Genomic DNA, 24,447 nt, shown 5'->3' with positions numbered 1-24,447 from the left:
TAACGAAATCGTATTCACATAATAATCTACACTACACACAAGGAGTGGGGACGAGCCGTCCACTTCCCGCAGATCAGGTATTAACGACCTGCTGCGGGAAGTGAAATAACGGCTTCCGTCCCCACTCCTTTTTTGCTGCTGTAATGAATTTTCCCACGCATTGCCTCGATAATCCGGAAAGTGACCATCAGACCAAGGCCTGTCCCCTTTGTTTTGTTAGAGAAATACGGTTCTCCAAGTCTAATCAGTACTTCAGGATCCATGCCTTCTCCATCATCATTCACATGAATGAATACCTGTTCCTGTCTATAATAAGCACGGATATGAATATGTCCTTCTCGTTCCAACGCTTCAATACTATTCTTAATAATGTTAATTAGAGCTTGCTTAAACTTGGATGAATTTCCATAGATGCAAATATCACTAGGGATATCTATTGAAATCCTCCCCCCATGCACTTGGGCTAATGGAGTTAGAATCCCTTCAATATGCTTGAACTCATCCGACACCTGGAGCACAGATGCTTTTCCGTATTCCGGTTTAGCAAAGGTCAGGAAGTCTGTAATAATACCTGAAGCTCTGTCTAACTCAACCATAGCCATATCTAAATATTCACGTTCTAAATCTATCGATTTATTACGAAGTAACTGTAGGAAACCCCTTGTTACTTGAAGTGGATTTCGAACTTCATGCGCCACGGAAGCTGCCAGCTCGCTAATAATCTCCATTTTTTCCGATCGTTCAAGCTCATGATTAAACATTTTTAATTCCTTTGAATACCGGATAATCTGTTCATGGTTTTGCGCAAACACTCTACCAAGAATAATGATCAATGCCCCAGCAAACCCAGCAACGCCCCACTTCCACAAGAAGAGCTGATAATCCCGGCCGCTTATAAAAAATCGGAATAACTCGCCTAGAACAATGCCTACAAGTACCGCAAATCCAATGTTAAAGATCACAGCTGACTTATTCCCTTTAAAAGCATAGACCATCGAACTTCCAAGGAGTAGCACGAACTGAACAATCATCATAATCCCAAGTACCTTAACGGAAAAAAAGTAATACATTTCGTAAAGCTGATCAGAGGACAAAAAGTTTACGAATAGAAACAATAGACAAAAAAATGAATACCCCATCTGGAATTTTCGGAATTTCCGAAGTATTCCCTTACATCCCGGTCCAAATATATTCTCAAAGAACAAGCTGAAGCTAGGCAACAAAATTAATAAAGATACATCATAGAATTGAGTAAATGCTCTACCATGATTCTCAAAAAGCGTGTAGAGGAAAGGGGAATATGTAAAGACGAGAATACCTACAGACATAATTACAAGTGAGAGGGATAAAACAGCTTCATTATATCGCTTATTCAGGAAAAACGACCAGATCAGCATCACAATTGCTATTAAAACAAAAATACTTCCGAGTATAATATCCAGTAGATTGTTTTTGACAAATCGGGTGAGTAGCGTATGGAATTCGCCCACGTAGATCTTATCCTGCATGTTAACGACTTCCTTAGCTGGTTCGAGCCATATGTATAAATAACTTGAGGATAAATCCTTGTGCAGAGGGAGTAAAATTTGGTTCATTTGATATTTGTAAGACCGACTAGATTCAAATATTTTGTCTTCATCAGCAAAAATAGAAATACGCTTGCCAGAAATGTTATCAAGCAAAATGCCAGGGGTCGTGGTGCTGATATCTGAAGTATCTATCCTGATCCATAATGAATCCTTAGATGTTGGTTTGTGTACAACAGAATTTGCTTTAAACCACTCACCTGTCTCCACAATAGAGGATAAACGTTCCGGGTTTTCTTCAGAGGAATCACTCCAAATCATTTCCCAATCTTGAATGCTCTTTATTTCTGTCGGTGCTCCGTATGCCATGCTAGAAAATTCACAGAATAGAGCAGCTGTAACCAGACACCATACAAGCACCCTAATCTTCAATGCAAATTTCATCATACACCTCGACCATCGTTTATATTCGTTTTTGAATGAACATCTATGTATTTCTGACATTAATTCGATATGAAGGCTCGGTCCACCTTCTAATTTCTAATAATTTGAGAAATTATTCCTAATATGTACGAGATACCATAAAAATGAAGCAGGCCACCCAAGAGATAATTCCTTAAGCGACCCGCTTCATCTATGCATCATTCTCTAATAAATCCGACTTCTCCTCATCATGTGGAACTATAGGAATACGAATGACAGCTTCAGTCCCTATACCTTTATGACTTGTAAAATGAATTTTCCCCTTCATGGCTTCAATAATCCGAAAGGTAACCATCAACCCGAGTCCTGTTCCCTTCGTCTTATTAGAGAAATAAGGTTCTCCAAGCCTAGCAAGTTCATCGACGTCCATACCTATCCCATTATCTCGAACATGTATGACCGCCTGTCCTTTTTCAATATAGGCCCAGATTTTAATCATTCCTTCTCCACTTAGAGCTTCAATACTATTCTTAACAAGGTTGACCATCGCCTGCTTCAACTTAGAAGAGTTCCCCATAATGTGTATCGTTGCAGGTACATCCAGTTTAATAGTACCGCCACCGATGTTCGCTAGTGGCATCAGAATTCCTGTCACGTGTCGTAGTTCCTCTGACAGATTCAGCTTCGAGACCTGCTCAAGCTCAGGCTTTGCAAAGGTAAGAAAATCCGTAATGATCGCCGAAGCACGATCGAGTTCCTTCAGAGCCAAATTCAAGTACTCCTGTTGAGACTGATTCGATCGTTCCCCGAGCAGCTGCATGAATCCTCTTGTAACCTGCAAAGGGTTACGGACCTCATGAGCAACAGAGGCGGCTAGCTCGCTAATGATCTCCATTTTCTCCGATCGTTGAAGTTCATTATTGAACATCTCCAATTCCTTTGAATATCTGACTACTTGCTCATGACTTCGAACAAACTTACGACCTAGCATAACAATAAGCGAAATAATGAGTGCGAGTACCCCCCACTTCCAGAAATAGAACAGATAATTTCCATTTCTCGCATAAAAGGTAATCATATCAGCCAAAGTTGCCGCGGTTAGTAAACTGAATCCAATGGTAAAGATGTAGGCATCCTTGCTGCGTTTAACCGTATACGCAATCGTGATTCCAACGAGTATGATCATCTGGATCATCATAATAATACCTAGAAGCTTAACGGTAATTAAGTAGTACGTGCCATAGAACAAATCTCCAGTAATCTGATTGATGAACATAAGCGTGAAGCAAACTATGGAATAGACCAAGTGAAATATTTTCATGTATCGAATCAGATGATATGGACCTACGCCATATATTTTCTCAAAGTAGAACGTTAAAGCTGGAATAAGCACAAAAATAGAAATATCAAACAGTATGACCCATATCTTTCCGTATTCTCCGTAAAAGGTATACAAAAACGGTGAATACGTAATGAGCTGAATGCCGCATGCACATATGACCAGACTAAGTGACATCCATGTGGATAATGTCTGCCTTGGCAAAAAGAAACAACAAAAGAACATCACAAGAGCAACAAACAAAAAAGTGCTGCCCATGACAAAGTCGCCCAGATCCTTCTGGATAAACTCGCCCCGCAGATCCTCATATTCCCCAATCGTCATACGGCCTTCGACGCCAGTCGAACCTCTCGGTGTCTCGACCCATATGTATAATGTCTTTCCCATATCCTCATTGGAAAGCGGAAGAAGTAAACGATGATTCGTATACATATAATCGCGTTTAGATTGAAACACAGGCTCATCCTCAATAAAAGCCAAAACGTCTTTTCCATTTATTCGTCCGAGTAAAATCGCAGGTTGAATCAACAGCTCTCTCGGAAGAGTAAATCGGAACCAAGCGGATACGGCATCCTCCGGCTTAGAGGAATCACCTTGTTCCTTTACATTCAACCAATCCTGTGAGTTTCTCACCGCTGCTGGAGTCATTATTTCTGGAATTACTGTCTCCCACTTCACTTGCCAGTCCGGAACGAAAGTATAGGAAGAAGCTTTCCCTTCGACGATCGGTGGCATGAACAACTGCAAGAGTAGTGCTGGAAGAACAATCATAATCAATACGACGAAATATTTAGGCACAGCCTTCATTCGGTTAGCACCTCTACCCCCGTTCGTAGTCCTAAAACATCAATCATTCAAATCTGCATTCCTTCATTGGCCTAGCTTCTATAAATATATCATGAAATCAGCAAGCTGTTATTTAAATTCTCCCAGTCATTCAAATCTATTTGTAATCTAAGTTATGAAGAAGTATTATTATTAGTTGATATCGTCTTATTAATATACTCAAGAGAACTTATAGAAGATAATAAATAAGGAAAGGAGCTGTCCCCCTTGCGGTTGACTTCCATAGTGAAAGATCTTGAATTTGAACTCGTTAAAGGTGATCTGAATATTGAAGTGGAGGCGGTCGCCTTCGATTCCCGGGAAGTGAAGCAGAACAGTGTTTTTGTTGCTGTGTCAGGTTTCACTGTCGATGGCCATAACTTTATTCCCAAAGCCATCAATCAAGGAGCAACCGTCCTCGTTGTTGAGAAAGACATTCAGGTAGACGAAGCAATTACCGTACTTAAAGTACGGGATACACGTGACGCTCTTGCACTCCTATCCTCTAATTTTTATGAAACACCTACAAATAAACTGAACATGATCGGAATTACCGGTACGAACGGAAAAACTTCGATTAGTTATTTCATGAAATCGATCCTTGAACAGGCTGACAAAAACGTAGGTATCATTGGTACGATTGGGACGATCATTAACGATCAGCTGAAGAAAAACAAAAACACGACTCCAGAATCTCTTTATTTGCAACAAATTTTTGCTGAGATGGTAAGTTCGAATGTCAGTCATTGTGTTATGGAGGTATCTTCCCATGCACTAAGTCTGAAACGTGTGGCTTATAGCCGCTTTCATACGGGTATATTCACCAATCTAACTCCAGACCATCTGGAACTTCATAACAGTATGGAAGAATATTTTGAAGCAAAAGCCATGTTATTTGACTTAACGACTGATTATAACATCATTAATATCGATGACCCCTATGGTAGAAGACTAATCGATAAGGTCAAGAACTACGATACCAAGCTAATAACGTATGGAGTCGATAACAAAGCTGATATATACGCCACAGATATCCGCTATTTCATTGATTCTACGATGTTCACAGCACATACACCAACCGGAGTTATCGAAATCAAAGTGAATCTTCCAGGCAAAATCTATGTTCTGAACGCCCTTGCAGCCATCGCTTGCGCTTATTGCAACAACATCGACCTTGAAGTAATTAAGGATGGTATTCAAGCCGTTGAAAGCATTAAGGGTCGTATGGAGGTTGTCTATAAAGACGACGACAGCTTGGTCATTGTTGACTTTGCACATACCGAGGACAGTCTAGAAAAAGCCTTACAAACACTTCGTCCTTATGCTAAAGGTCGTATCATACTCGTATTCGGTGTCTATGCTGCAGCAGGTGAGCTTGGACATGATAAACGCAGTTCTATGGGGAAAGTGGCTGCTAAACATGCAGATCTCTCTATCATCACATCGGACAACCCTAAGGATCAGGATCCAGATGCGATCATTGCTGAGATTGCGGCTTCCATAGATGAGACAGGCGGCTCATATAAAGCCATTGTTGACCGCAAAGAAGCCATCGAGTATGCGCTCTCCATCAGTCAAAAAGATGACATCGTCCTGATTAGCGGGAAAGGTCATGAAACGACTCAGGTGATTGGTACAACAGAAATTCCTTTTAACGAGGCAGAGATAGTGAATGAATTCAAAAAGAGGCAGTTGTTGAATAATGGATAATAAAAAATTAGGCATCATCGGGGGTATGGGACCTCAGGCAACCTCAGTTTTTTTTGAGAAGTTGATAGAGAGTACGGAGGCCGAGCGTGACCAGGATCATATTGATATGATCATACTGAATCATGCTACCCTACCCGATCGAACCCAAGTCATCTTAGAAGGACGTAGTGAACGTTTCCTAGACGCGGTAGAGAAAGATTTCAAGCTACTTGAACTAGCTGGCGTCGCGAACATCGCTATTCCATGCAATACATCCCATTATTTCTATAACGAAATGCAGCAGATGACCTCGATCAATATCATTAATATGGTGGATGAGACAGTGCAAGAAATCCACAGACGATATGGTGATGGTAGCAAGATCGGACTCTTGGCCACAAATGGAACGGTTCGTACTGGAATCTATCGGGATACCTGTGAACGCTATAATATGTCTCTCTATGAGCCTGATGCTTCCCTTCAACAGAAAGTCATGGATATTATTTATAACGATGTAAAAGGTCACAAAAACGTGGACCCTGGTAAACTCGAAGCACTTATCCATCACCTAGTGTATGAAGAGCATTGCCAGTGTGTTATCCTTGCATGCACAGAACTTTCTTGTATTGAACTGAGTGATTTCTATAAAGAATGTTCTATTGATGCAATGGAAGTTCTCGTCAATCAATCTATTTCATTATCCGGTAAAAATATAGCTTCCGTTAAATAACGGCAGTCATAATAAAGAGCACCTCTCGGTTAAGTGAGAGGTGCTCTTTATTATGACTTATGTCTAAGTTAGCCGTTTATACATGTACTTCGCCCGGCTTCAATCCAGCCTTATCGACTAGTTCCTCGCTTTCTTGATTCAAACCAATCAGCCTAACTCGCTTTCCTGCACTATTATATTTATCTATAACCTTAGCAATAGCGCTAGTGGCTGAATGATCCCACACATGGGAATGAGAGAAATCAATAATCACTTCATCCGGGTCTTCATGAACTCGAAATAGACTAACAAAATAACTCATGGTTCCAAAGAACAGTTGCCCCTTAATTTCATACACTTTTGCCCCATTCGAACCCTCATGGTAAGTTGCATCCAGACGAGAGATTCTCCATCCAAAGTTAACTGCACTAAGAATTATCCCAATAACAACACCAATAGCTAGATTTGAGGTTGCTACCACAATCACCACTGTAGTGATCATAACAACCGCATCACTTCTCGGGATTCTATGAAGGTTGCGAATCGAACTCCAATCAAACGTACCGAACGATACCATGAACATGACACCTACAAGCGCAGCCATAGGGATCTGCTGTACAACCCCTCCCAGCACAATAATCAGAAATAGAAGAAATACACCGGATACGAATGTGGATAGTCGGGTACGCCCACCTGATTTAACATTAATAACTGTCTGTCCAATCATTGCACATCCCGCCATTCCTCCAAAGAATCCAGTGAAAATATTAGCAATCCCTTGCCCACGAATTTCACGATTCTTGTCACTGCTTGTTTCAGTTAGTTCATCTACTAGTGACGCTGTCAGTAATGATTCCGTAATCCCAACTACAGCTAGTGCTAGGGAGATGGGTAATACCGTCATCAACATATCCCAATGGAGAGGAACCTGGGGTAGATGAAAGAACGGAAGCGACTGTGTGAGATTCCCCATATCTCCTACCGTTGCTACCGGTACTTTGAATGCCACCGAAATTATTGTCATAACAATAATAGCAACCAGAGCCGAAGGCACTGCTTTTGTAAAGCGTGGAAATAAATAAATGATGAGTAGCGTTCCCGCCACCATAACATACATCGGCAAGGATTCACCTTGAAAGTTCGGAAGCTGAGCCATAAATACTATAATAGCAAGCGAGTTAACGAACCCCGTAATAACAGACTGAGGAACAAACGTAATCACGCGCCCGAATTTTAAAATACCGAGTAACCATTGGATGATCCCGGTGAGTACAGTTGCAGCAAAAAGATACTCGATCCCGTGCTTAGCGACTAGCGGTCCCATCAGAGAAGCCATCGCTCCAGTCGCAGCTGAGATCATTCCGGGACGGCCTCCAACGAACGAAATCGTCACAGCAATGACAAATGAGGCGTATAATCCTACCATTGGGTCCACACCAGCCATAATAGAAAACGCAATTGCTTCTGGAATTAGGGCAAAAGCTACCGTTAATCCAGAGAGAAGATCCTTGCGTGTATTGCTAAAAAAACCTTGTTGAATAGCTTGAAACAAAGTAAAGCTCACTCCTTCTGTATATGTTGTTATTGACGCTCCACTCTCAGGATTGTCGGGGCCGGATAGACACTTTTTCGATTATACAGAATTTCAGAAAAAATGACATAGATTAATAGAGGAAATATGGAAAACGAAGGATTCAAATCCGCATTACAGGGTAAAATCCTACTATACGAAATTGGAATGATATTCAGAAGGGAGATGTACATCATGCGAGATGAGTTAAATCGGAGTACCTATGCAGACTTAGTATATAAGCAGAACGAAAGCATGAATCCTCTTGAACCCATGACTGACATTCCTGAAGATGAATCTAAACATGTAGGAACTACTACAAGTCAGAGCCTAAGTCGAGAGGATGCGGACCATAGCGGGTTTAGTCAGAATGTCGCTGGACCTGCAGATACCTCCTTCTCACTTGGTTCAGAAGCGAATGAGACTTATCCGCGTCGAACCCCTGTTAATAATACAGCATTTGAGCAGGATAATGGCATCCGCCATGATGAGGTGTTCGCAGATAAATCCACTCAATCCTTAGACGTAGAGCCGACTGAAACGACACTAGAAGATGTACCCGATGCAGATGAGCTTCATGCCGGTAGCCCTGTAGATCCCGCTGTTCCGGGCGGTATAGATCAACATGGGATTGACCTGCTCAATGGTGTAGGTGGCGTAGATGACGAGAATGAACGCAAGTTACCTGATGATTTCTAGAAAAAGCAAAAAGAGCAAAGAACAACCCCTTCAATGTGGGTAGTTCTTTGCTCTTTTTGCTGAATAACGCTTGTCTACCATATAAAGCTGAGCAATCCGAGAATCGCAATCCATAATAAAACACCAATTAAGGTTCCCCACATCAATCCGGTCCAAATATTCCCCTGCTTCTCCATCGGTTGCTCCCCCTCTTACATTCGTTCGTTAGTACCCAGTATAGACAGCATTTCAACATCTATTCGAATAAAGAAAAGCCAGGGTCTGTCACCCAAGCAGATGCCGGCATCATACAATAATGCATATGACCATGGAAGGATGATATGCATGAATAGAATCCTGGCATTACAGGGCAAACGCCTTCTCACGCTTCAACAGCGGCTTGCCATGCTTAAAGGGCATCTTGTTGAGATTAACGCACCGAATACAGGACTTGAACCTGGACGGCTGGAAGCTGTATATAAAACTAATTTCATTCAGGTTCAGGGTGAACTATTTGTTCCGTCTAGCCTTAATTCAATCCGTGTATTCGATACTAAGCCTCCCCACCGCAGCATTCTGGTTGGTGTACGAACAACATTTTCAAGTGGAAAAGCCTTCAACCGGATTCGGCTTGTTCGAATCGGCTCCGATTTCATCGAACTGCAAGGAAAGGGAAAGACTCCTTCCCGAATCCTATTTCCACTAAACAAAGTTGAAGGGATTTATCTTGTACAATAACGACCAACGAATCAAAATGATGAATATGACATGAATGCAGGTGATACTCCATATTCCCGGTCCTGAATTAGGATCGGGAATTTTTTCATGCAAATGCAGATATAGTCCCTCTGTGGCATTTTCGGTAAAGCTTTACATGTGATAAGATAACAAACATGAACCATACTCTTAGGGGGAACTAACGAAATGAAACAAAAGAATAAGTTAATGCTCGTTCTCGTGTCTATGATGACCCTGCTCTTGATCTTGAGTGGCTGTGGTCAAGACGAAAATCGAAATGCAAGCGATAATAACAGTAATGCAAGCGGAACGTCTACGACCGAAACACCTTCAACAGAAGAACCTGCTGCGAAGAAGGTCGTACCTGATCCTGAAGCAAGCCACCCCATCGTAACGATCGAAATGGATAGCGGCAAGACCATCAAGCTTGAACTTTATCCAGAAGTAGCCCCAAATACCGTTAACAACTTTATTTCTTTAGTGAAGAAAGGCTTTTATGATGGGGTAATCTTCCACCGTGTTATTCCAGGCTTTATGATCCAAGGTGGCGATCCAGATGGAACGGGTGCAGGCGGTCCTGACTATAGTATTGCGGGCGAGTTCACCTCGAACGGATTCCAGAATGATCTGAAGCATACTCGCGGGGTTCTCTCGATGGCTAGAACCGGAGAACCAGACTCTGCTGGCTCTCAGTTCTTTATTATGCACGCTGACTCCCCGTCCTTGGATACTCAATATGCTGCGTTTGGTAAAGTAATCGAAGGCATTGAAGTCGTAGATGAAATTGCTGCTCTTCCTACAGATGCTAATGACCGTCCTGATCCACTACCAACCATGAAGAAAGTAACAGTCGATACCCTTGGTAAAGAGTATCCAGAACCTGAAAAGAAATAATTCAGTTGCTACACATCACAAAGAGGACAAGCCTGCATCGGTGCAGCATTGTCCTCTTTTTTTTATGAGATAGGTTCTATTCAGGCTTTTCGATCACAATCAGGCATGTGCTATCTGGAAGAGATACGGGATGACCGGATACATCCATAAATTCAATACGCCCAAGTAGGGCCTCTGTATAACCTGCTTGTAGGAAGTGTTCACATACCACGATCTTCGCTTCATGTCCGATTGCTTCTCTTATGACAGATTCGTACTGTGACGGTGTAAAATACCCAAACTGCTCCTGTACCTCATGAACATAGGCCTCTTCCCCCCATGTATATGTATACAAGAACTCCATCGCATCATTTATAGGCATTTGAACCTCATTGTCGGAAAGTGCCTCATATCTAATCGTTCTGCCTTTAAAATCTTCGACATAACGCAGCAGCCACTGCATCCCATCCTCTTCGAGGAAACGGATACGACGAACGATCTCTTCGGGCTCTGTCTTGATCCCATCACGGATGATGATCCGGCCACCTGGCGATAGGATTTCGTAAGCGCTTCTCAGCGCCGCTATAACTGTATCGGGATTGAACCGGCAACCTTCATACTCAATATACGAATATAACTCATGTAGTATAGACGAAAAAATGACCGTATCCACGCTTCCCGGCTCTAAATCCTCCCTAAGATTCAAAGCATCACCTTTTACAACATCCCATCTACGTGCTTCCAGTCGCTTTCTTTTCTCAAGCGTCTCAATCACATTGGATGAAATATCAATTCCAACCGCATGAACATGAGGCATCTCCTCTTCAATGAGATCCAGCAGAATACCTCCACCCGGACCGATATCGACCACACGGGTGCCGGCAATATAGTCCAGAATAACTTTTTTATAATCGCCTGAGCTATTCATATCCTGCAAATAAGTATCCTCGTTATGAAAACGATCATAAGCATCTCTCCGAAGACCAAACAGGTCAAAGAGCATCAGAACTGCCTTTTCATAAAGCGGAGATTTCTCGGCTTCAATACAGAACTCAATTAATTTCTCTGCTGCACGTGAAAATTCAAAGGTAAAAAAGATAGTGTCCTCAAGACCTTCTTTCTGCTCCATTCGGTAACGCAGATGCGGGTTATCACCCGGAATGCCCTTAAGACATGAATCCCAACTCATCTGACGCAAATACTGCTCAATCATCCTCTTTTTGTACACATTCAGCTTCTTAAACCCTTTATAATCGTAATACATCTCATTCATCAAGGGTTCAAAGCTTAGATGACGGACAGACTTGCCTTGCTCTTGCTTCATACGATCCGTGATGGATGCTGACAACATATCCAGATTCTTTGGGTGCTGCTCAATCTCACCATTTAAACTAATGAGCATCACCTTCATAAACTCCTCTACAGAGTAGTCCTGTAATGCCGCTTCCACGAACCATAAGGTCAGATTACCAAGTGGTAACAAAATAGCAGGTAAATCTATCTTCGCCTCAATTTGAGATATTTCTGAAGAAAAAGCTTCACCTTGCCGGATACTTCCTGACCTCAGTCGCTCCAATCGCTTGATATATGTACGCTCCTCCGGTTCTCTTCCCTCAGCAATCGCTATAACAATCTGACTTGTCTCGCTCTCTACGGTATGCCACAACTCTTCAGATACCCCGCTCAGAATACAGCGATTAAGAGGGATTAGTAGCCTGATAAGCTCGTCTGCAGTTAGATACCCTGCCTTAACAAGCTGTGTTAAGCTATGATTCTCGCTAAAAACAATTTCACCCCGAATATACTGACCCACAAGTCCATGGGTTGTAATAAGGGTATGAATGACCTTGTGCCGTAAGTTCATATCCCCATGATGATCCTGAATATATCTGGCATATAGCTCCCCCGAGCCTTGATTATGAACAAACAGATTCACACCCGATGCCTGCCACTTCATCCTCTCTCGCATCGTGCCGCCCTTAGCCGTCTCAGACCAGACAAGCACTTCCTCCAGCAGCTCTCTGATCCAAAACGAAACCGAGAGATCATCCAGAATTCGTAGTGTCCTCTCCACATAATCAAGTACTGGATTCGCGCCAGCCAGCTCACTGATTGATGTGATACGCTCCAGGTTCACAATTTGTTCTTCTGCTGAAACGATATATTTAAGCCATTCATATTTCTCAGTAACGGATAAATCTCCCTGCCTGTAAGCAGATATTGCGCCAAGTGAATCTAACATCTGATATCCACACTCCTTGAATCAACATAATAAGACCCACTCCCAATTCATGTCGATTCTGATTATAACAGAATAGAATAGATGAATAACCGCTGATTTGGTATCAGGGTATTCTCCGAGTTATACTGTAACTGAAACCATAGTATGTTAATTAAGGAGTGAACGGATATGAGCTTAAAAAATAAAACAGCTATCATCACCGGAGCAGGTAAAGGAATTGGACGTGCACTAGCGCTCGCCCTTGCGAAGGAAGGGGTACATCTCGGTCTCGTTGCCCGGACTGCATCTGATCTTGAATCCCTAGGAAAGCTCGTTACAGAACAATATGGCGTCAAGGCAGTCGCCACCATTGCTGATATTTCGATACAGAGCGAAGCGGAAGCCGCTTTTGCTACGATCAGTCAAGAACTCGGCGCTATCGACATTCTTATAAACAATGCAGGTATTGCGCAGTTCGGCAATTTGCTCGATATGGAGCCTGAACAATGGAAGCGTATCGTGGATGTTAACCTGATGGGTACTTATCATATGCTTCGTGCCGTGCTTCCTGGTATGATCGAGCACCAAAAAGGTGATGTCATCAATATTTCTTCCACAGCCGGAGAGCGTGGATTTGCTACAGGTTCAGCATACAATGCCTCCAAATTTGCTGTTATGGGTCTGACTGAAGCAGTACTGCAAGAGGTTCGTAAACATAACATCCGAGTTACTGCATTGACGCCTAGTACCGTTAATACAGACCTCGCTGTTAATGCAGGGCTGAAGATTGGTAGTGAGGACCATATGATGCAGCCAGAGGATGTTGCTGAATTGGCGCTAGCTACCCTAAAACTCCCTTCTCGTGTATTCGTTAAAACGGCTGGGATTTGGACAACCAATCCACAGTAAGATTCTATACCTGATTTAATTCTTAAATCGATTAACCGTCTATACTCTTCTAAGGGTATCAGGCGGTTTTTATATGCCATTTTCTTATCTTCAATCATGCAGAATTATGCACTTCTTACGGTGTGCAAACAGAATTACCGTGATATAATGACTGGGTGCTTACATAGCCTTATGTTAATAGAAAGAAGATGAACAACACCTTTATGATCACCGACATCCTTCTTGAAGTGGTTCTACCCATTTTTGTCCTGATCGGTTTCGGCATCCTCATGCAGCGGGCGTTTCAACTAGATCTATACACACTGGCCAAGATCAATTTTTATTACATCACCCCGGCCGCTGTATTCATGAGCATGTATGAATCTGAAATGTCGCCAAAGCTGCTTGGAACGGTCACACTGTTCTATGCGATATATGTATTTGCTCTCTATCTCATTGGGCGCCTGACGGCTGCACGCCGCAAATTTAGTCCTGGCATGAGAGCCGCCTTTACGAACAGCCTTATTCTCGACAATGCAGGAAACTACGGACTACCAATCAATGACCTTGCGTTTAAAGGGGACCCTCTCGCCAGCTCTGTACAAGCGCTGATCATGTCCCTGCAAAGTCTGCTTACCTTTACCTTTGGGGTTATTTCTATTCAAGGGGCCAAAACACAAGGATTATATCGACATGCTATTATCGGATTTCTAAAAATGCCGGTTCCCTACGCTCTCATTCTAGGGTTATTACTGCATGCCCTTGCCGTTCCACTTCCGGTCTTTGTTTCTCGGCCACTGATCTATGCCGATCAATCTCTGGTCGCCATCGCTCTACTAACGCTTGGGGCTCAGATTATCAAGTATCCACTGCGACTGCGTCGACTTGATGTATACTTAAGCGTAGCTCTGCGGCTGCTTGTTGCACCTGCAATCGGTGTACTTATTGTATTTGCACTTGGACTCAAAGGAATTCCAGCTCAAGCCCTCATTATTGCATCAGGTATGCCAGTAGGAGTAAATACATCCATTCTTGCGGAAGAATATCAGAATGAACCCGACTTTGCAGCACAGACTGTACTTCTGTCAACCATTCTGAACGTTATTACAATTACCGGCTTAATATCTATTGCCAAACTTGTAGCTTAATCACACTTGTCATCGCTTGGAGGAGATTGAATGAAATTTGATTTTGACTTAACTATTGACCGCAGCCGTACCGCTTCACTGAAATGGGATCACATCCCCGCCATATTCGGCGTTGAAGATGCACTTCCCATGTGGGTGGCAGATATGGATTTCGCAGCACCTCCGGCCGTTGTTCGGGCAATGCATAACCGCGTGGAACATGGTGTTTTCGGTTATACGCTTCAAACTGATTCGTACCGCGAAGCGATATCCAACTGGATGAATGTACGTCATAACTGGAGTATTCAACCACAGTGGATTCAATTCTGTCCCGGTGTCGTACCGGCACTGAGCCTGATCGTTGAATCCTTTACAGAGCCTGATGATCAGGTGATTATCCAGACCCCGGTATATCCGCCTTTCTACAGTGTCGTTAAGGATCATGGACGAGAGCTTGTACTGAATCCACTACAGGTGAATGATCAGGGTGATTATGAGATGGATTTTGAAGATCTTGAGCGAAGCCTTTCCGGTGGCCGCGTAAAAATGATCATCCTATGTAGTCCTCATAATCCGGTAGGTCGAGTATGGACGCGGGAGGAACTTTCTCGTCTGGCTGCACTCTGTGAACAATATGATGTGCTCGTGGTATCGGATGAAATTCACGCTGATCTGATTTATCAAGCAGGATCTCACACACCATTCGCCGCTCTTTCTGAGGATGCTATGAATCGCTCTTTCATCTGCACAGCCCCAAGCAAAACATTCAATATCGCTGGGCTGAATACAGCGAACATCATTATTCCGAATGATAAGCTTCGCCGCCGATTCGAGAAAGCACTCCAAAAATATGCGCTCGGGTCCATCACACCCATGGGTGCGGCCGCTACGGAAGCTGCCTACCGTGAAGGTGGAGAGTGGCTTGATGGTTTGCTGACCTACTTGCGTGGAAACATGGAGTATATCAAAGACTATTTAGAGCAGCATATTCCTGAAGTGAAAGTTACGCTGCCCGAAGCCACATACCTCCTCTTTATCGATTTCAGGGGTCTCGGGATGGCCCAAGAAGACTTGAACCGTTTTCTAGTTCAGAAAGCTAAAATCGGCATGAATAACGGTATCACTTTCGGGAAGAACGCGGAAGGATTCATGCGTATGAATGTCGCTTGTACACGTGCTACGGCGCAAGAAGCGATGTCTCGTCTTCACACAGCTGTTCAGCAGTGGCGTAAAGAAGGTTAATGTATAAGAGGGTGCGTTAGGTTTATTAACCTAGCACCCTCTTCCTTTGTTTTGGTATCATATTAAGTTTATCTTCTAGATCCATTATCCAGAGTACCACTTGACTAATACTCCGTCCTTAGGAGTAACTCGTGGAATCTGTTCCAGCTGTTGGATCATTCATCACGCTGTCCCCGTAACTTATCTCGATGTCGCTCTGCTGGCCACGTCCGGCCTGAAACCCTGCATCCATCATGGCAACATTCAGCTGATGAAGCTGACTGCTGACTACATCCATCTGTTTAAACATCTGTCTGTGTTGATAAGCCTCAGGATGAGCACCCTGCTGCGTAGACTCATCCATCTGCTCGAAAGAAGTTTTTTGCTCCCCCAATACTTGACGATATCGCTCAGCCGTCTCCGAACGAATATCTGATACGAGGCTTAGCATACCGTGAAGTGCCATTCGGCAATGAACCAAATCTTGCCTCATCGTTTCTGATGTTTCGGGCGTGAATTCTGCCTGAGCACTCTTCAATTCTGCATCCATCTGCCCCAAATCATTCAGCACTGCCTCCAGCTGCTCTGCACTTCCACTCTGCTGTATCTCTGATAGCATTCCGGATACTTGACCCAATCTGTTTGCTATGGATTGAATACTAGTCATTTAAGTCTCCCCTTTCAAATCCAGATAACGTGTAATTACCATTAGCATGCAAAAATTATTGCTTCATTATGCATGAAATTCTATCGAGCTTTCATACGATTTCTATATCCGTATATTCCTTACAGACTATACATAAGAAAAATGCCAGCACCCGTTTGAAGCGGGCACTGGCTAACAGGATCAGAAGAGCGGGAGGATGTATATCTTGTGGTGGCTTAATCTATCTTATGCTTGCATATAGAAACGGTCTGTACAATATAGCATCTCTATGTAAAAAGGCTAACTGATCGTAGATTCTGAGAATAAACATGGAAAATCACTCTATTGGAATGAAGACTAAATAACCGATATAATCGTTATAAACGTATCAACGATGAAAGTAGGTAACTTAGAGACGATATGGCACAAGTCAAACGCAGAAGATCGAGATCGACATTATTTATCTTTATTGCTATTTTGCTTGCTATTTTATATATGCAGTTATCAACGTCTTTACCAGATATTTTGCCCGATATAAATGAGGAGGATCCCACTCCTGTTACCGATATCCATCCTGTAGTGCTCGCCCAGAAGAATAAACTTGTGGCACACGCTCGGGAAATCGGTATTCGAATAATGATTACGGATGGTTATCGAAGTGATGATGAGCAGAACCGCCTGTATAGCAAAGGAAGAAGCAGCGAAGGAAATATTGTAACGAACGCCAGAGCAGGTGAATCGCTGCATAATTACGGTCTTGCTATCGACTTCGCCCTCCGCTTGAAGGATGGGAGTGTGATCTGGGATATGGAGTATGACGGTAATGGAAATGGTAAATCCGACTGGTTAGAGGTCGTAGCTATTGCTAAGGATCTCGGCTTCGAGTGGGGCGGCGATTGGACGAACTTCCCCGACTATCCACACCTTCAGATGGACTTCGGTCTGTCTTTGCGAGAGTTAAAGAGGGGGAAACGCCCTCCTGTGGATTCACATGAATCGTTGGAGGCAGAGCAATAGAGCGGACGATAAACAAGAGGGGACCTGTTACATGAAGGTCCCCTCTTGTTTATGATTCTCGATGTGCACGAATGCCGAACAAATATAAATTCACTACCTGATGTGCCAGTTCATCTGCCGTCCGCTTACCGCTAAGCAGCTCCTGTAACGTCAATCTTTCAATTGCTCCCACTAGACATTCTGCAACAATCGTCATATCAAGGTCCTGTTGAAAATATCCTTCTGCCTGTTCAGCCCTCAAATTATGCGCAAGTATGCTAGTGAGTTCTTCCTTAATCTCTTCTGCATCTTCACCTATGAAAAACCCGATCTGGGTCAAATCCGGGTCTTGCTCTAAAAATCCAAATAAGTTGCTAAGTATGGCTCTAATTCGAGAAGGAATATCTTCTCGGCTAATTCCCGCCTCCAACCTACTATCTATTACTAGTTCCTTTAGCTGTGAGCGAAATTTATCCATTAGTTCATTAAACACAGCCTCTTTACTTTCAAAATAAAGGTAAAACGACGGCTGGGTTAGTCCGGCCCGAGAAACAATGGTGCTGATCTTTGTTTTGTGATAACCAGACCGCGCAAATTCACTTGCCGCAACTGTGAGCAGTCTCGCTCTACTTTCTTGTCCGTTTGCACCTTTTTTTCGCAAAGCTATCAAACCTCCGTCTTTATCTAGTTGTGTAATCATTATATACCAATCATGCTTGCTGTGGATGCTAGAACGATTGAAAGCGGTTAATTTTCTTTGAAAGGAAGGATTGCGCTTGCTCCGAGAGTGTCTTTCGTTATGTAGCGATCTCGCAATTTATAAATTCGCTCTCGTCTTTGTTCTCTGTTCTGCATCTCCATGTCTGAGCGAGAAAAAACATCCAAAAACTCGTTGTTAACCGAATAATCAGGCCCTATTTCAAGATCCAACTGCTCCTCATATCGTTCATACTGAAGCTCTTGGTCCTTTAACTCGGATGGGATCCAGAGGACGTTAGAGATCTTTTGGTAGCTTCCGTCATCATTTTTAAAATAATACAAAAATATAGAGTACCCCTCTAAATCAATTTGAATGTTATCATGATCTGGCCCCCACCGATTCTCAAGTACATGATTCTTCAAATGCCGATTAACGGTGGCCGGAAGCGAATCAATCACATCATACACGGCTAGAAATCTGCCGCTATACTGGGAAGAACCATAAATCTCCAAACCTTTCTCTTTGTCTTTGTCACTAATAAGCTGCTTCAGCATTCGTGAATTGATCTTTTCAATCGCCTCATAGCTAATTAATATCTCTCCACTCCGATCAATTTCAGTCGGTTTACCAAGAAAGCTAATCGTCTCTTTCTCTGTTATCTTAGGTTGTGACATGATAAGACTATCAATCTTTGGCTCTCTTAGCTTCCTCTCTACAACTTCCATCCAACGATTAGCTGTTGGACTTCCCTCCAAATAAAGTATCATTGTGCTAGCTACAATCAGTCCCAATAACAATAAACCAAATTTTCTAACCATTGGTATCCCTTCCTTAATAGTAAGTACTTCTCTAGTGTTCCATTATATGTATTTTTATAAAAAGGTACAATAGTCCTGTATAGCAGCACGCTGAAGGACACCTCCATTTCAATATATCTCCTGCCCGACTTTACATTGATCCGAAAACCTTTTAACGTTAAGTTACAATAAGAAGGTGTAACTGCTTGATGAGGGGGAAAACTTATGAATGAATCTTCACCAAAAATATTAATCGTCACGGCCGTTGCCGCAGAAAGAGATGCCGTGCTTCGTGGACTTGCTGGCAATACTCAGTATGAGGTTATCGCCGCAGGCGTGGGACCCGCAGCTGCAGCATCTCGAACAGCCATGACGCTCGCGTCAGGTCATTATAAATTCGTCATCAGCGCAGGTATTGGCGGCGGCTTCCCAGGACAAGCTCCTATCGGATCGCTTGTCATAGCTAGTGCGATCATTGCCGGAGATCTCGGCTCTGAAACACCTGAAGGATTCATTAGTGTGGACGAGCTCGGTTTCGGTTCGTCCCATATCCAGCCATCATCAGAACTTGCAGAACAGCTTAGCCGTACGCTGCAAGCGGCAGGACTGACTGCAACATATGCTCCAATCCTTTCCGTATCAACAACAACCGGAACTAGCGAGACCGCCGCGGCACTAGCATCCCGTGTCCCTGGAGCTGCTGGAGAGGCTATGGAAGGATTCGGTGTAGCACAGGCTGCACAGGATTTCGAACTTCCTGTCTTTGAAATCCGTGCCATATCTAATCTGGTAGGTCCCCGTGACCGTGAAGCCTGGCGAATACCTGAAGCACTGCAAGTATTAGAAGTTGCAAGTTCAAAACTACCGGAGGTGCTGACATGAAAATCGCCTTTTCTCCGTGTCCGAATGACACATTTGTCTTTCACGCATGGGCACATAACCTTATTCCTGGTGCACCTGAATTGGAAGTGACCTATGCTGACATCGATATTACGAACAACTGGGCCTCTGGAAAGAATCCAACGGATCATGATGTACTCAAAATTTCATATGCTGCATTGCCGTGGGTTCTCGATGAATATGCATTAATTCCATGTGGGGGAGCGCTTGGACGTGGATGCGGTCCGCTTCTGCTGACTAATGGATCATCTTGGGATCCATCTGTGAACTCAGCTGATCCTACCTTCCTGTCAGGTCGCAAGGTCGCTGTCCCGAGTGAACGCTCTACCGCATACCTTCTCTTCCGACTCTGGGCTGCACAGAACGTTCCTGGCGGTTTCGGTGAGATTATTGTTATGCCGTTCGACCGGATCATGCCTGCTGTCCGAGATGGAGAAGTTGACGCAGGGCTTGTCATCCATGAAGCCCGATTCACCTATCCTTCTTATGGCCTCAAACTCATGACCGATCTTGGAAGCTGGTGGGAATCCGATACAGGACTCCCCATCCCGCTGGGTGCGATCATCGCGCGTCGCAGTTTAGACCTAGATCAGATCACCGCATGGACTCGGGCGTCCGTCGAATACGCATGGGCTCATCTGGAAGCTTCCCGTGAGTATGTATTGAGCCATGCCCAGGAGATGGATGTAGAAGTGGTGGATGCACACATCAGCTTATATGTGAATTCATTTACTGGAGATCTTGGAGATGATGGGTTTGCGGCTGTATCTGCACTGTTGACCCGTGCAGCAGATGAAGGACTTGTTCCTAGAATTGATCCTGCAAAGCTTCGATAACTTAAAGAGCTAGAATATTCGATTCATAAATCGCCAGAAATTAACGACAAAGGAGTGCCAACGTTCAGATGAACATCGGCACTCCTTTGTTTCTTCCCATTACGCTATCGAATCAACAACCAAATTCCCCTTCATTTTGAATGAAGTCACTGAGCTGCTGATAAATTCCGATAATGTCATCCATTTTCATACGAACCAAGCCACTTGAGGAAGGGGCTACAAATTCCAGTACTCCATCTACAACGGACTCCCGCTGAAAGCCCCATTTCACTTGAGACTTACGGCTGTATTCAGTATACACCCCTTTACCTACAAAACAGGCGATGCGCGGTCGATACTGTTCTAGCTTCACTCTCAGTATTTCACGCCCCTCTTCGTACTCTTCACGGGTAATATCTTCCGCGCCGCGCGTAGGCCTGGCGACAATATTCGTAAACCCGTATCCTAGTTTCAGTAGTTCAGCATCCTCCGAAGTGTCATATAGACGAGGAGTTAACCCCGATCGGTGCAATATGCGCCAGAAATTATTCCGAGGATTCGCATAATGATGTCCCACTTCACCAGAACGCAGACTTGGATTAAAGCCAATAAAGAGGATGGAGAGCCCGTGGTCCAGATGATCCATAATCTCGTGCATGTTTGCTCCCTCCCTCGAAAGACGTCTCCCTCAGCTACCAAAGTTATGGTTTAAACAATTTAAATATATCTTCATACGACTCGTTTATCGTTTTATCGTTATTGTAAACATCTGTAAGAGCCTTATTAACAGCGTTATCAAAATCATTGTATTTCTCCGGAATCGGATATGTCTCAACTGCTGATCCATTTTGAACATCATATATCATGGATACATCAAATTTTCCAGTATAAGACTCGTTTAAGGCAGCTATTGTTTTTTCACTATAGAATGTTGGATATGAAAAAGGATAGTCACTAAAGTGATTATATTTACCTCTAGATTCAATCATTTTTAAAGTATACTCTTCACTAAGTATATAATTCATTATTCTTAATATCATTTCTTTTTCATCACTGTCTTTAACCAATGCCAGAGTAGACTGTCTAATATTTTGTACCTCATCCCCATCTTTACTAGGCAAAAAGGAAACTTTAATAGGAAAATCCGCCTCTATTTTCGTTGGGGATTGTGCATTCAGTTCCCTATTATATTGCTGATTCAAATATAATTCCATGTTGTATAAGTTAGAAATCATGATTCCATAGTCACCATTCGTAAAAATATTATCCGAAGGATAGGAACCGTTCTCATACTCTTCATAACCTTTTCCATAATCTCTAACCATCGTAGCAAAAAATCTATATAGTTCTTTCCATTCATCATTCAAGAGTTTCCCATCTTTATAAAAAGGCGTTTCTAAATTATAACCAAACATCCGTAACTGATTTCCGATAAATAGCTCGTCTTCGCCAACATTCTTTACCGCAAGTGCGATTGGACGATATGGAAATTCTTGTTCTTTCGCAGAAGCTTCCAACAGATTCAATGTATTTAGAAACTCTCTATAATCAGGATAATTAGGTAATAAATCAACACCTAAATCATTAAAAACCTCTTCGTTCTGCAATATAAAATACATTGTTTTTATAACTGGAGAAATATAATATATTCTACCATTACCGCCTTTTTTACTGCTTTGAAGAACACCTTTATGTATATTATTCTTATTCTCTATATGATTCGTAATATCAAGTAATAAATGATCTTGAACAAGAGGGGCTAACTTATTTGGAGTTATTCCTATAATTAAATCCAATTGCCTATCTTTTACTTTTTTATATGTATTATCAATAACATCTTGTTCTGTTAGAGCACCATTCTGAGAGGCTGGATACAGTTCGACTAAGTTAACTTTGATATTAAATTTTTCTTCTAAATCACTTTTTAATTGCAAATAATTGTAACCCTCATCCCTTATATTTGGTAATCCTATCGAAATCATAATGTCCTTTTTGCTAATTTCATTAGAAAACGAAAGATAAACTACCAAAAAAACAGTTAAAAAAAACAAGAAAAGTGTCATATAAAGTGACTTTTTTGATTTAAAAAGCTTCATGTTAGAAATATTCCTTTCCTAAATAGCGGATTCATCTAATATCTCGTAGTTCTTGAAAAGTGAAAGACATCTGCACATCCTGTATGTTGTAATTTTAAAAAAACAACAAAAGGATATGACAGATGCCCCCTCACTATAATTCAGTTATTGTTCAATTGGAGATTATTTATAATTATTTCCAAATCACCAGTTAAAAGTACCGGAAACAGCTGTCTTATTACCAGTAAAATTGTTCAAATATGCATTTACCGCAGTGTTCTTTTGTACTTTAGTTGTAAGAACGACTTTGCCAGTACTTTGTACTCCAGACAAATTTTTACCCGCTAAAACACTTCCATTATTAGCGTCTAGAGTCTGATATGTAATTTGTACACTTTCTCCAGGATTCACATTATCCTGGTAAATACTGCTGTACTCAGCATATCCGACAGAATTCAAAGAGAATATTGTTGGTTTACTTGACCCACCTATATACACACCAGAGGAGAAACCCGAACTGCTATAGGATTGATTAGAACGCGTAACTGCTCTTCCTTCTGCGTCTATAGAATAGGTCTCAATTCTCGTATTCGTCGAAGCAAGCTCGTCCACACCGTCAGCAAGCGGAAATCCAAGGCCTGGCGAGGTTAAAATTACTGCATCATTAGCCGCAGCAGGTAACTCTGGAGCTGGTGATGATTGAGCAAACGCACTCCCTGAGAATGAAGCCAATAAACACGTAGACAACAACACAGTAGCAAATTTAGTTTTCACTATAAAACCTCCTTTAGGAATATACCAATATTGTATTATATCTCCTAGTATTTTACAAGTAAATTATGGTAATTTTATAGAATTTGGTAATCGCTATGGTATGAGGTGTTCATTCCTATCATTTCATTGCAGAGTAATTACGTCTTACATATCACCAAATATCCGACCAATAATATTAAAATGAAGAATAACTAAAGATAAGATAATAGCTAATGGTATAATAACTAAAAGTTGTATCTTATTTTTGGGAAGAATAATTAATAAAAGAACGATCATTATTAGATAAATTCCCATAAGCCATGGTATTAAATAATAATGATGGTGAATAGGTAAGTAAGCATTACGTAATTCAAACCCTTCTGAAAGCAATACCGTAATTGGGAGTACTGAAATAACATTCGAAATCATTCCGCTTCCACGCGAATACCACATAATATAAGCACAAACTGCAGAGCCCACTGCACATATACTCCAAAAAATAATTTCTCTCTCTGGTAAAAAGTGAAGGAAAAATATCGTGTACAAGTAATAAACGCTAAGCATTGCTCCAAAAAAAGCGAATACTTTTACAGCTGCTAATTTAGGCGAATAGCTGAAAACGGATAAAAGTGTGGCAACAAATACCCATATACCAAGGCGTCCACCAATATTATCAAAGATCGGGTTAACATTCGGATTATCTACAATTTTTGCTGCTAACCCCAAAACTACTCCGATAATAATTGCATATACTATAGAATAAACCTTTTGTTTTGACGTCGATTTGTTTACAGCTCTAATCTGATTCCATTCTTTATAAACTTCCATTACATCCCTCCGTAATAAAGCTTTTATAACCCCATCATGATCACTCTTCCTTATCCATTACATGTAAATGCATTATACATCTTAAAACCAATTAATTTCATATAAGTTAA

General features: G+C 42.2%; 22 protein-coding genes. 11 read left to right on the top strand and 11 right to left on the bottom strand.

Features of this window, described 5'->3' with window-relative positions; all coding sequences use genetic code 11:
• Window positions 1-80 precede the first annotated feature (80 nt).
• Both ACK8P5_RS06075 and ACK8P5_RS06070 read right to left on the bottom strand, forming a co-directional pair.
• Window positions 81-1,973, bottom strand: coding sequence for an ATP-binding protein (locus ACK8P5_RS06075; protein WP_422660080.1), 1,893 nt, complete (start codon window positions 1,971-1,973; stop codon window positions 81-83).
• A gap of 187 nt (window positions 1,974-2,160) precedes the next feature.
• Window positions 2,161-4,095: an ATP-binding protein gene (locus tag ACK8P5_RS06070; RefSeq protein ID WP_422660079.1), complete on the bottom strand. Its 1,935-nt coding sequence runs from the start codon at window positions 4,093-4,095 to the stop codon at window positions 2,161-2,163.
• A 246-nt stretch (window positions 4,096-4,341) separates the two neighbouring features.
• Between ACK8P5_RS06070 and ACK8P5_RS06065 the strand changes: the two genes are divergently transcribed.
• Window positions 4,342-5,823 (top strand): UDP-N-acetylmuramoyl-L-alanyl-D-glutamate--2,6-diaminopimelate ligase, encoded by a 1,482-nt coding sequence (locus ACK8P5_RS06065; RefSeq protein ID WP_422660078.1) that lies wholly within the window; start codon window positions 4,342-4,344, stop codon window positions 5,821-5,823.
• Window positions 5,816-6,532 (top strand): aspartate/glutamate racemase family protein, encoded by a 717-nt coding sequence (locus ACK8P5_RS06060; protein ID WP_422660077.1) that lies wholly within the window; start codon window positions 5,816-5,818, stop codon window positions 6,530-6,532. Before ACK8P5_RS06065 ends, ACK8P5_RS06060 begins: the two co-directional genes overlap by 8 nt.
• Before the next feature lie 76 nt (window positions 6,533-6,608).
• Here the strand turns inward: ACK8P5_RS06060 and ACK8P5_RS06055 are convergent, their stop codons facing one another.
• Window positions 6,609-8,063 (bottom strand): SulP family inorganic anion transporter, encoded by a 1,455-nt coding sequence (locus ACK8P5_RS06055; RefSeq protein ID WP_422660076.1) that lies wholly within the window; start codon window positions 8,061-8,063, stop codon window positions 6,609-6,611.
• A 213-nt stretch (window positions 8,064-8,276) separates the two neighbouring features.
• Between ACK8P5_RS06055 and ACK8P5_RS06050 the strand changes: the two genes are divergently transcribed.
• The 3 genes from ACK8P5_RS06050 (at window position 8,277) to ACK8P5_RS06040 (ending at window position 10,391) form a co-directional block, all read left to right on the top strand.
• Window positions 8,277-8,780, top strand: coding sequence for a hypothetical protein (locus ACK8P5_RS06050; protein WP_422660075.1), 504 nt, complete (start codon window positions 8,277-8,279; stop codon window positions 8,778-8,780).
• Window positions 8,781-9,104: 324 nt separating this feature from the next.
• A complete protein-coding gene (locus ACK8P5_RS06045; protein WP_422660074.1) occupies window positions 9,105-9,497 on the top strand; it encodes a hypothetical protein in 393 nt (130 codons plus the stop codon).
• 186 nt (window positions 9,498-9,683) lie between these two features.
• On the top strand, window positions 9,684-10,391 hold the full coding sequence (locus ACK8P5_RS06040) for a peptidylprolyl isomerase (RefSeq protein WP_422660073.1): 708 nt from the start codon (window positions 9,684-9,686) through the stop codon (window positions 10,389-10,391).
• A gap of 76 nt (window positions 10,392-10,467) precedes the next feature.
• Here ACK8P5_RS06040 and ACK8P5_RS06035 read toward each other — a convergent pair whose 3' ends face one another.
• Window positions 10,468-12,612: a class I SAM-dependent methyltransferase gene (locus ACK8P5_RS06035; RefSeq protein WP_422660072.1), complete on the bottom strand. Its 2,145-nt coding sequence runs from the start codon at window positions 12,610-12,612 to the stop codon at window positions 10,468-10,470.
• A gap of 168 nt (window positions 12,613-12,780) precedes the next feature.
• On the opposite strand from ACK8P5_RS06035, the gene ACK8P5_RS06030 reads away from it, so the two are divergent.
• From ACK8P5_RS06030 to ACK8P5_RS06020, 3 genes are all read left to right on the top strand, one after another.
• Window positions 12,781-13,500 (top strand): 3-ketoacyl-ACP reductase, encoded by a 720-nt coding sequence (locus tag ACK8P5_RS06030; protein ID WP_422660071.1) that lies wholly within the window; start codon window positions 12,781-12,783, stop codon window positions 13,498-13,500.
• A gap of 203 nt (window positions 13,501-13,703) precedes the next feature.
• Entirely contained in the window at window positions 13,704-14,627 is a 924-nt protein-coding gene (locus tag ACK8P5_RS06025) for an AEC family transporter (RefSeq protein ID WP_422661390.1), read from the top strand.
• Window positions 14,628-14,657: 30 nt separating this feature from the next.
• Complete coding sequence (locus tag ACK8P5_RS06020; protein ID WP_422660070.1) at window positions 14,658-15,848, top strand: MalY/PatB family protein; 1,191 nt, start codon at window positions 14,658-14,660, stop codon at window positions 15,846-15,848.
• A 118-nt stretch (window positions 15,849-15,966) separates the two neighbouring features.
• On the opposite strand, the gene ACK8P5_RS06015 is transcribed toward ACK8P5_RS06020, so the two are convergent.
• On the bottom strand, window positions 15,967-16,494 hold the full coding sequence (locus tag ACK8P5_RS06015; protein ID WP_422660069.1) for a hypothetical protein: 528 nt from the start codon (window positions 16,492-16,494) through the stop codon (window positions 15,967-15,969).
• A 399-nt stretch (window positions 16,495-16,893) separates the two neighbouring features.
• Between ACK8P5_RS06015 and ACK8P5_RS06010 the strand changes: the two genes are divergently transcribed.
• Window positions 16,894-17,490, top strand: coding sequence for a M15 family metallopeptidase (locus ACK8P5_RS06010; protein ID WP_422660068.1), 597 nt, complete (start codon window positions 16,894-16,896; stop codon window positions 17,488-17,490).
• A 49-nt stretch (window positions 17,491-17,539) separates the two neighbouring features.
• Here the strand turns inward: ACK8P5_RS06010 and ACK8P5_RS06005 are convergent, their stop codons facing one another.
• A complete protein-coding gene (locus tag ACK8P5_RS06005; protein ID WP_422660067.1) occupies window positions 17,540-18,130 on the bottom strand; it encodes a TetR/AcrR family transcriptional regulator in 591 nt (196 codons plus the stop codon).
• An 86-nt stretch (window positions 18,131-18,216) separates the two neighbouring features.
• Complete coding sequence (locus tag ACK8P5_RS06000; RefSeq protein WP_422660066.1) at window positions 18,217-18,987, bottom strand: hypothetical protein; 771 nt, start codon at window positions 18,985-18,987, stop codon at window positions 18,217-18,219.
• A gap of 204 nt (window positions 18,988-19,191) precedes the next feature.
• Here ACK8P5_RS06000 and ACK8P5_RS05995 point away from each other — a divergent pair, with 204 nt between their 5' ends.
• Together ACK8P5_RS05995 and ACK8P5_RS05990 are read left to right on the top strand one after the other, a co-directional pair.
• Window positions 19,192-19,848, top strand: a complete 657-nt coding sequence (locus tag ACK8P5_RS05995; protein ID WP_422660065.1) for a futalosine hydrolase — start codon at window positions 19,192-19,194, stop codon at window positions 19,846-19,848.
• On the top strand, window positions 19,845-20,702 hold the full coding sequence (locus ACK8P5_RS05990) for a 1,4-dihydroxy-6-naphthoate synthase (protein ID WP_422660064.1): 858 nt from the start codon (window positions 19,845-19,847) through the stop codon (window positions 20,700-20,702). Before ACK8P5_RS05995 ends, ACK8P5_RS05990 begins: the two co-directional genes overlap by 4 nt.
• A gap of 112 nt (window positions 20,703-20,814) precedes the next feature.
• On the opposite strand, the gene ACK8P5_RS05985 is transcribed toward ACK8P5_RS05990, so the two are convergent.
• From ACK8P5_RS05985 to ACK8P5_RS05970, 4 genes are all read right to left on the bottom strand, one after another.
• Window positions 20,815-21,339, bottom strand: coding sequence for a mismatch-specific DNA-glycosylase (locus tag ACK8P5_RS05985; protein WP_422660063.1), 525 nt, complete (start codon window positions 21,337-21,339; stop codon window positions 20,815-20,817).
• Window positions 21,340-21,382: 43 nt separating this feature from the next.
• Window positions 21,383-22,777: a hypothetical protein gene (locus ACK8P5_RS05980; RefSeq protein WP_422660062.1), complete on the bottom strand. Its 1,395-nt coding sequence runs from the start codon at window positions 22,775-22,777 to the stop codon at window positions 21,383-21,385.
• Window positions 22,778-22,960: 183 nt separating this feature from the next.
• Window positions 22,961-23,530, bottom strand: a complete 570-nt coding sequence (locus tag ACK8P5_RS05975) for a hypothetical protein (RefSeq protein WP_422660061.1) — start codon at window positions 23,528-23,530, stop codon at window positions 22,961-22,963.
• A 144-nt stretch (window positions 23,531-23,674) separates the two neighbouring features.
• Complete coding sequence (locus tag ACK8P5_RS05970) at window positions 23,675-24,337, bottom strand: hypothetical protein (protein ID WP_422660060.1); 663 nt, start codon at window positions 24,335-24,337, stop codon at window positions 23,675-23,677.
• Window positions 24,338-24,447 lie beyond the last annotated feature (110 nt).

This window comes from Paenibacillus sp. EC2-1, assembly GCF_049311625.1.
Taxonomy (GTDB): domain Bacteria; phylum Bacillota; class Bacilli; order Paenibacillales; family Paenibacillaceae; genus Paenibacillus_AQ.
The sequence above is the reverse complement of the archived record's forward strand: the minus strand, read 5'-3'. Positions and strand labels throughout refer to the sequence as shown.

What these genes read in the sequence shown, in the direction of transcription:
- ACK8P5_RS06075 (WP_422660080.1), bottom strand. Translation starts at nt 1,973, where the DNA reads ATGATGAAATTTGCATTGAAGATTAGGGTGCTTGTATGGTGTCTGGTT.
- ACK8P5_RS06070 (WP_422660079.1), bottom strand. Translation starts at nt 4,095, where the DNA reads ATGAAGGCTGTGCCTAAATATTTCGTCGTATTGATTATGATTGTTCTT.
- ACK8P5_RS06060 (WP_422660077.1), top strand. Translation starts at nt 5,816, where the DNA reads ATGGATAATAAAAAATTAGGCATCATCGGGGGTATGGGACCTCAGGCA.
- ACK8P5_RS06050 (WP_422660075.1), top strand. Translation starts at nt 8,277, where the DNA reads ATGCGAGATGAGTTAAATCGGAGTACCTATGCAGACTTAGTATATAAG.
- ACK8P5_RS06045 (WP_422660074.1), top strand. Translation starts at nt 9,105, where the DNA reads ATGAATAGAATCCTGGCATTACAGGGCAAACGCCTTCTCACGCTTCAA.
- ACK8P5_RS06040 (WP_422660073.1), top strand. Translation starts at nt 9,684, where the DNA reads ATGAAACAAAAGAATAAGTTAATGCTCGTTCTCGTGTCTATGATGACC.
- ACK8P5_RS06035 (WP_422660072.1), bottom strand. Translation starts at nt 12,612, where the DNA reads ATGTTAGATTCACTTGGCGCAATATCTGCTTACAGGCAGGGAGATTTA.
- ACK8P5_RS06030 (WP_422660071.1), top strand. Translation starts at nt 12,781, where the DNA reads ATGAGCTTAAAAAATAAAACAGCTATCATCACCGGAGCAGGTAAAGGA.
- ACK8P5_RS06025 (WP_422661390.1), top strand. Translation starts at nt 13,704, where the DNA reads ATGATCACCGACATCCTTCTTGAAGTGGTTCTACCCATTTTTGTCCTG.
- ACK8P5_RS06020 (WP_422660070.1), top strand. Translation starts at nt 14,658, where the DNA reads ATGAAATTTGATTTTGACTTAACTATTGACCGCAGCCGTACCGCTTCA.
- ACK8P5_RS06015 (WP_422660069.1), bottom strand. Translation starts at nt 16,494, where the DNA reads ATGACTAGTATTCAATCCATAGCAAACAGATTGGGTCAAGTATCCGGA.
- ACK8P5_RS06010 (WP_422660068.1), top strand. Translation starts at nt 16,894, where the DNA reads ATGGCACAAGTCAAACGCAGAAGATCGAGATCGACATTATTTATCTTT.
- ACK8P5_RS06000 (WP_422660066.1), bottom strand. Translation starts at nt 18,987, where the DNA reads ATGGTTAGAAAATTTGGTTTATTGTTATTGGGACTGATTGTAGCTAGC.
- ACK8P5_RS05995 (WP_422660065.1), top strand. Translation starts at nt 19,192, where the DNA reads ATGAATGAATCTTCACCAAAAATATTAATCGTCACGGCCGTTGCCGCA.
- ACK8P5_RS05990 (WP_422660064.1), top strand. Translation starts at nt 19,845, where the DNA reads ATGAAAATCGCCTTTTCTCCGTGTCCGAATGACACATTTGTCTTTCAC.
- ACK8P5_RS05985 (WP_422660063.1), bottom strand. Translation starts at nt 21,339, where the DNA reads ATGCACGAGATTATGGATCATCTGGACCACGGGCTCTCCATCCTCTTT.
- ACK8P5_RS05980 (WP_422660062.1), bottom strand. Translation starts at nt 22,777, where the DNA reads ATGAAGCTTTTTAAATCAAAAAAGTCACTTTATATGACACTTTTCTTG.
- ACK8P5_RS05970 (WP_422660060.1), bottom strand. Translation starts at nt 24,337, where the DNA reads ATGGAAGTTTATAAAGAATGGAATCAGATTAGAGCTGTAAACAAATCG.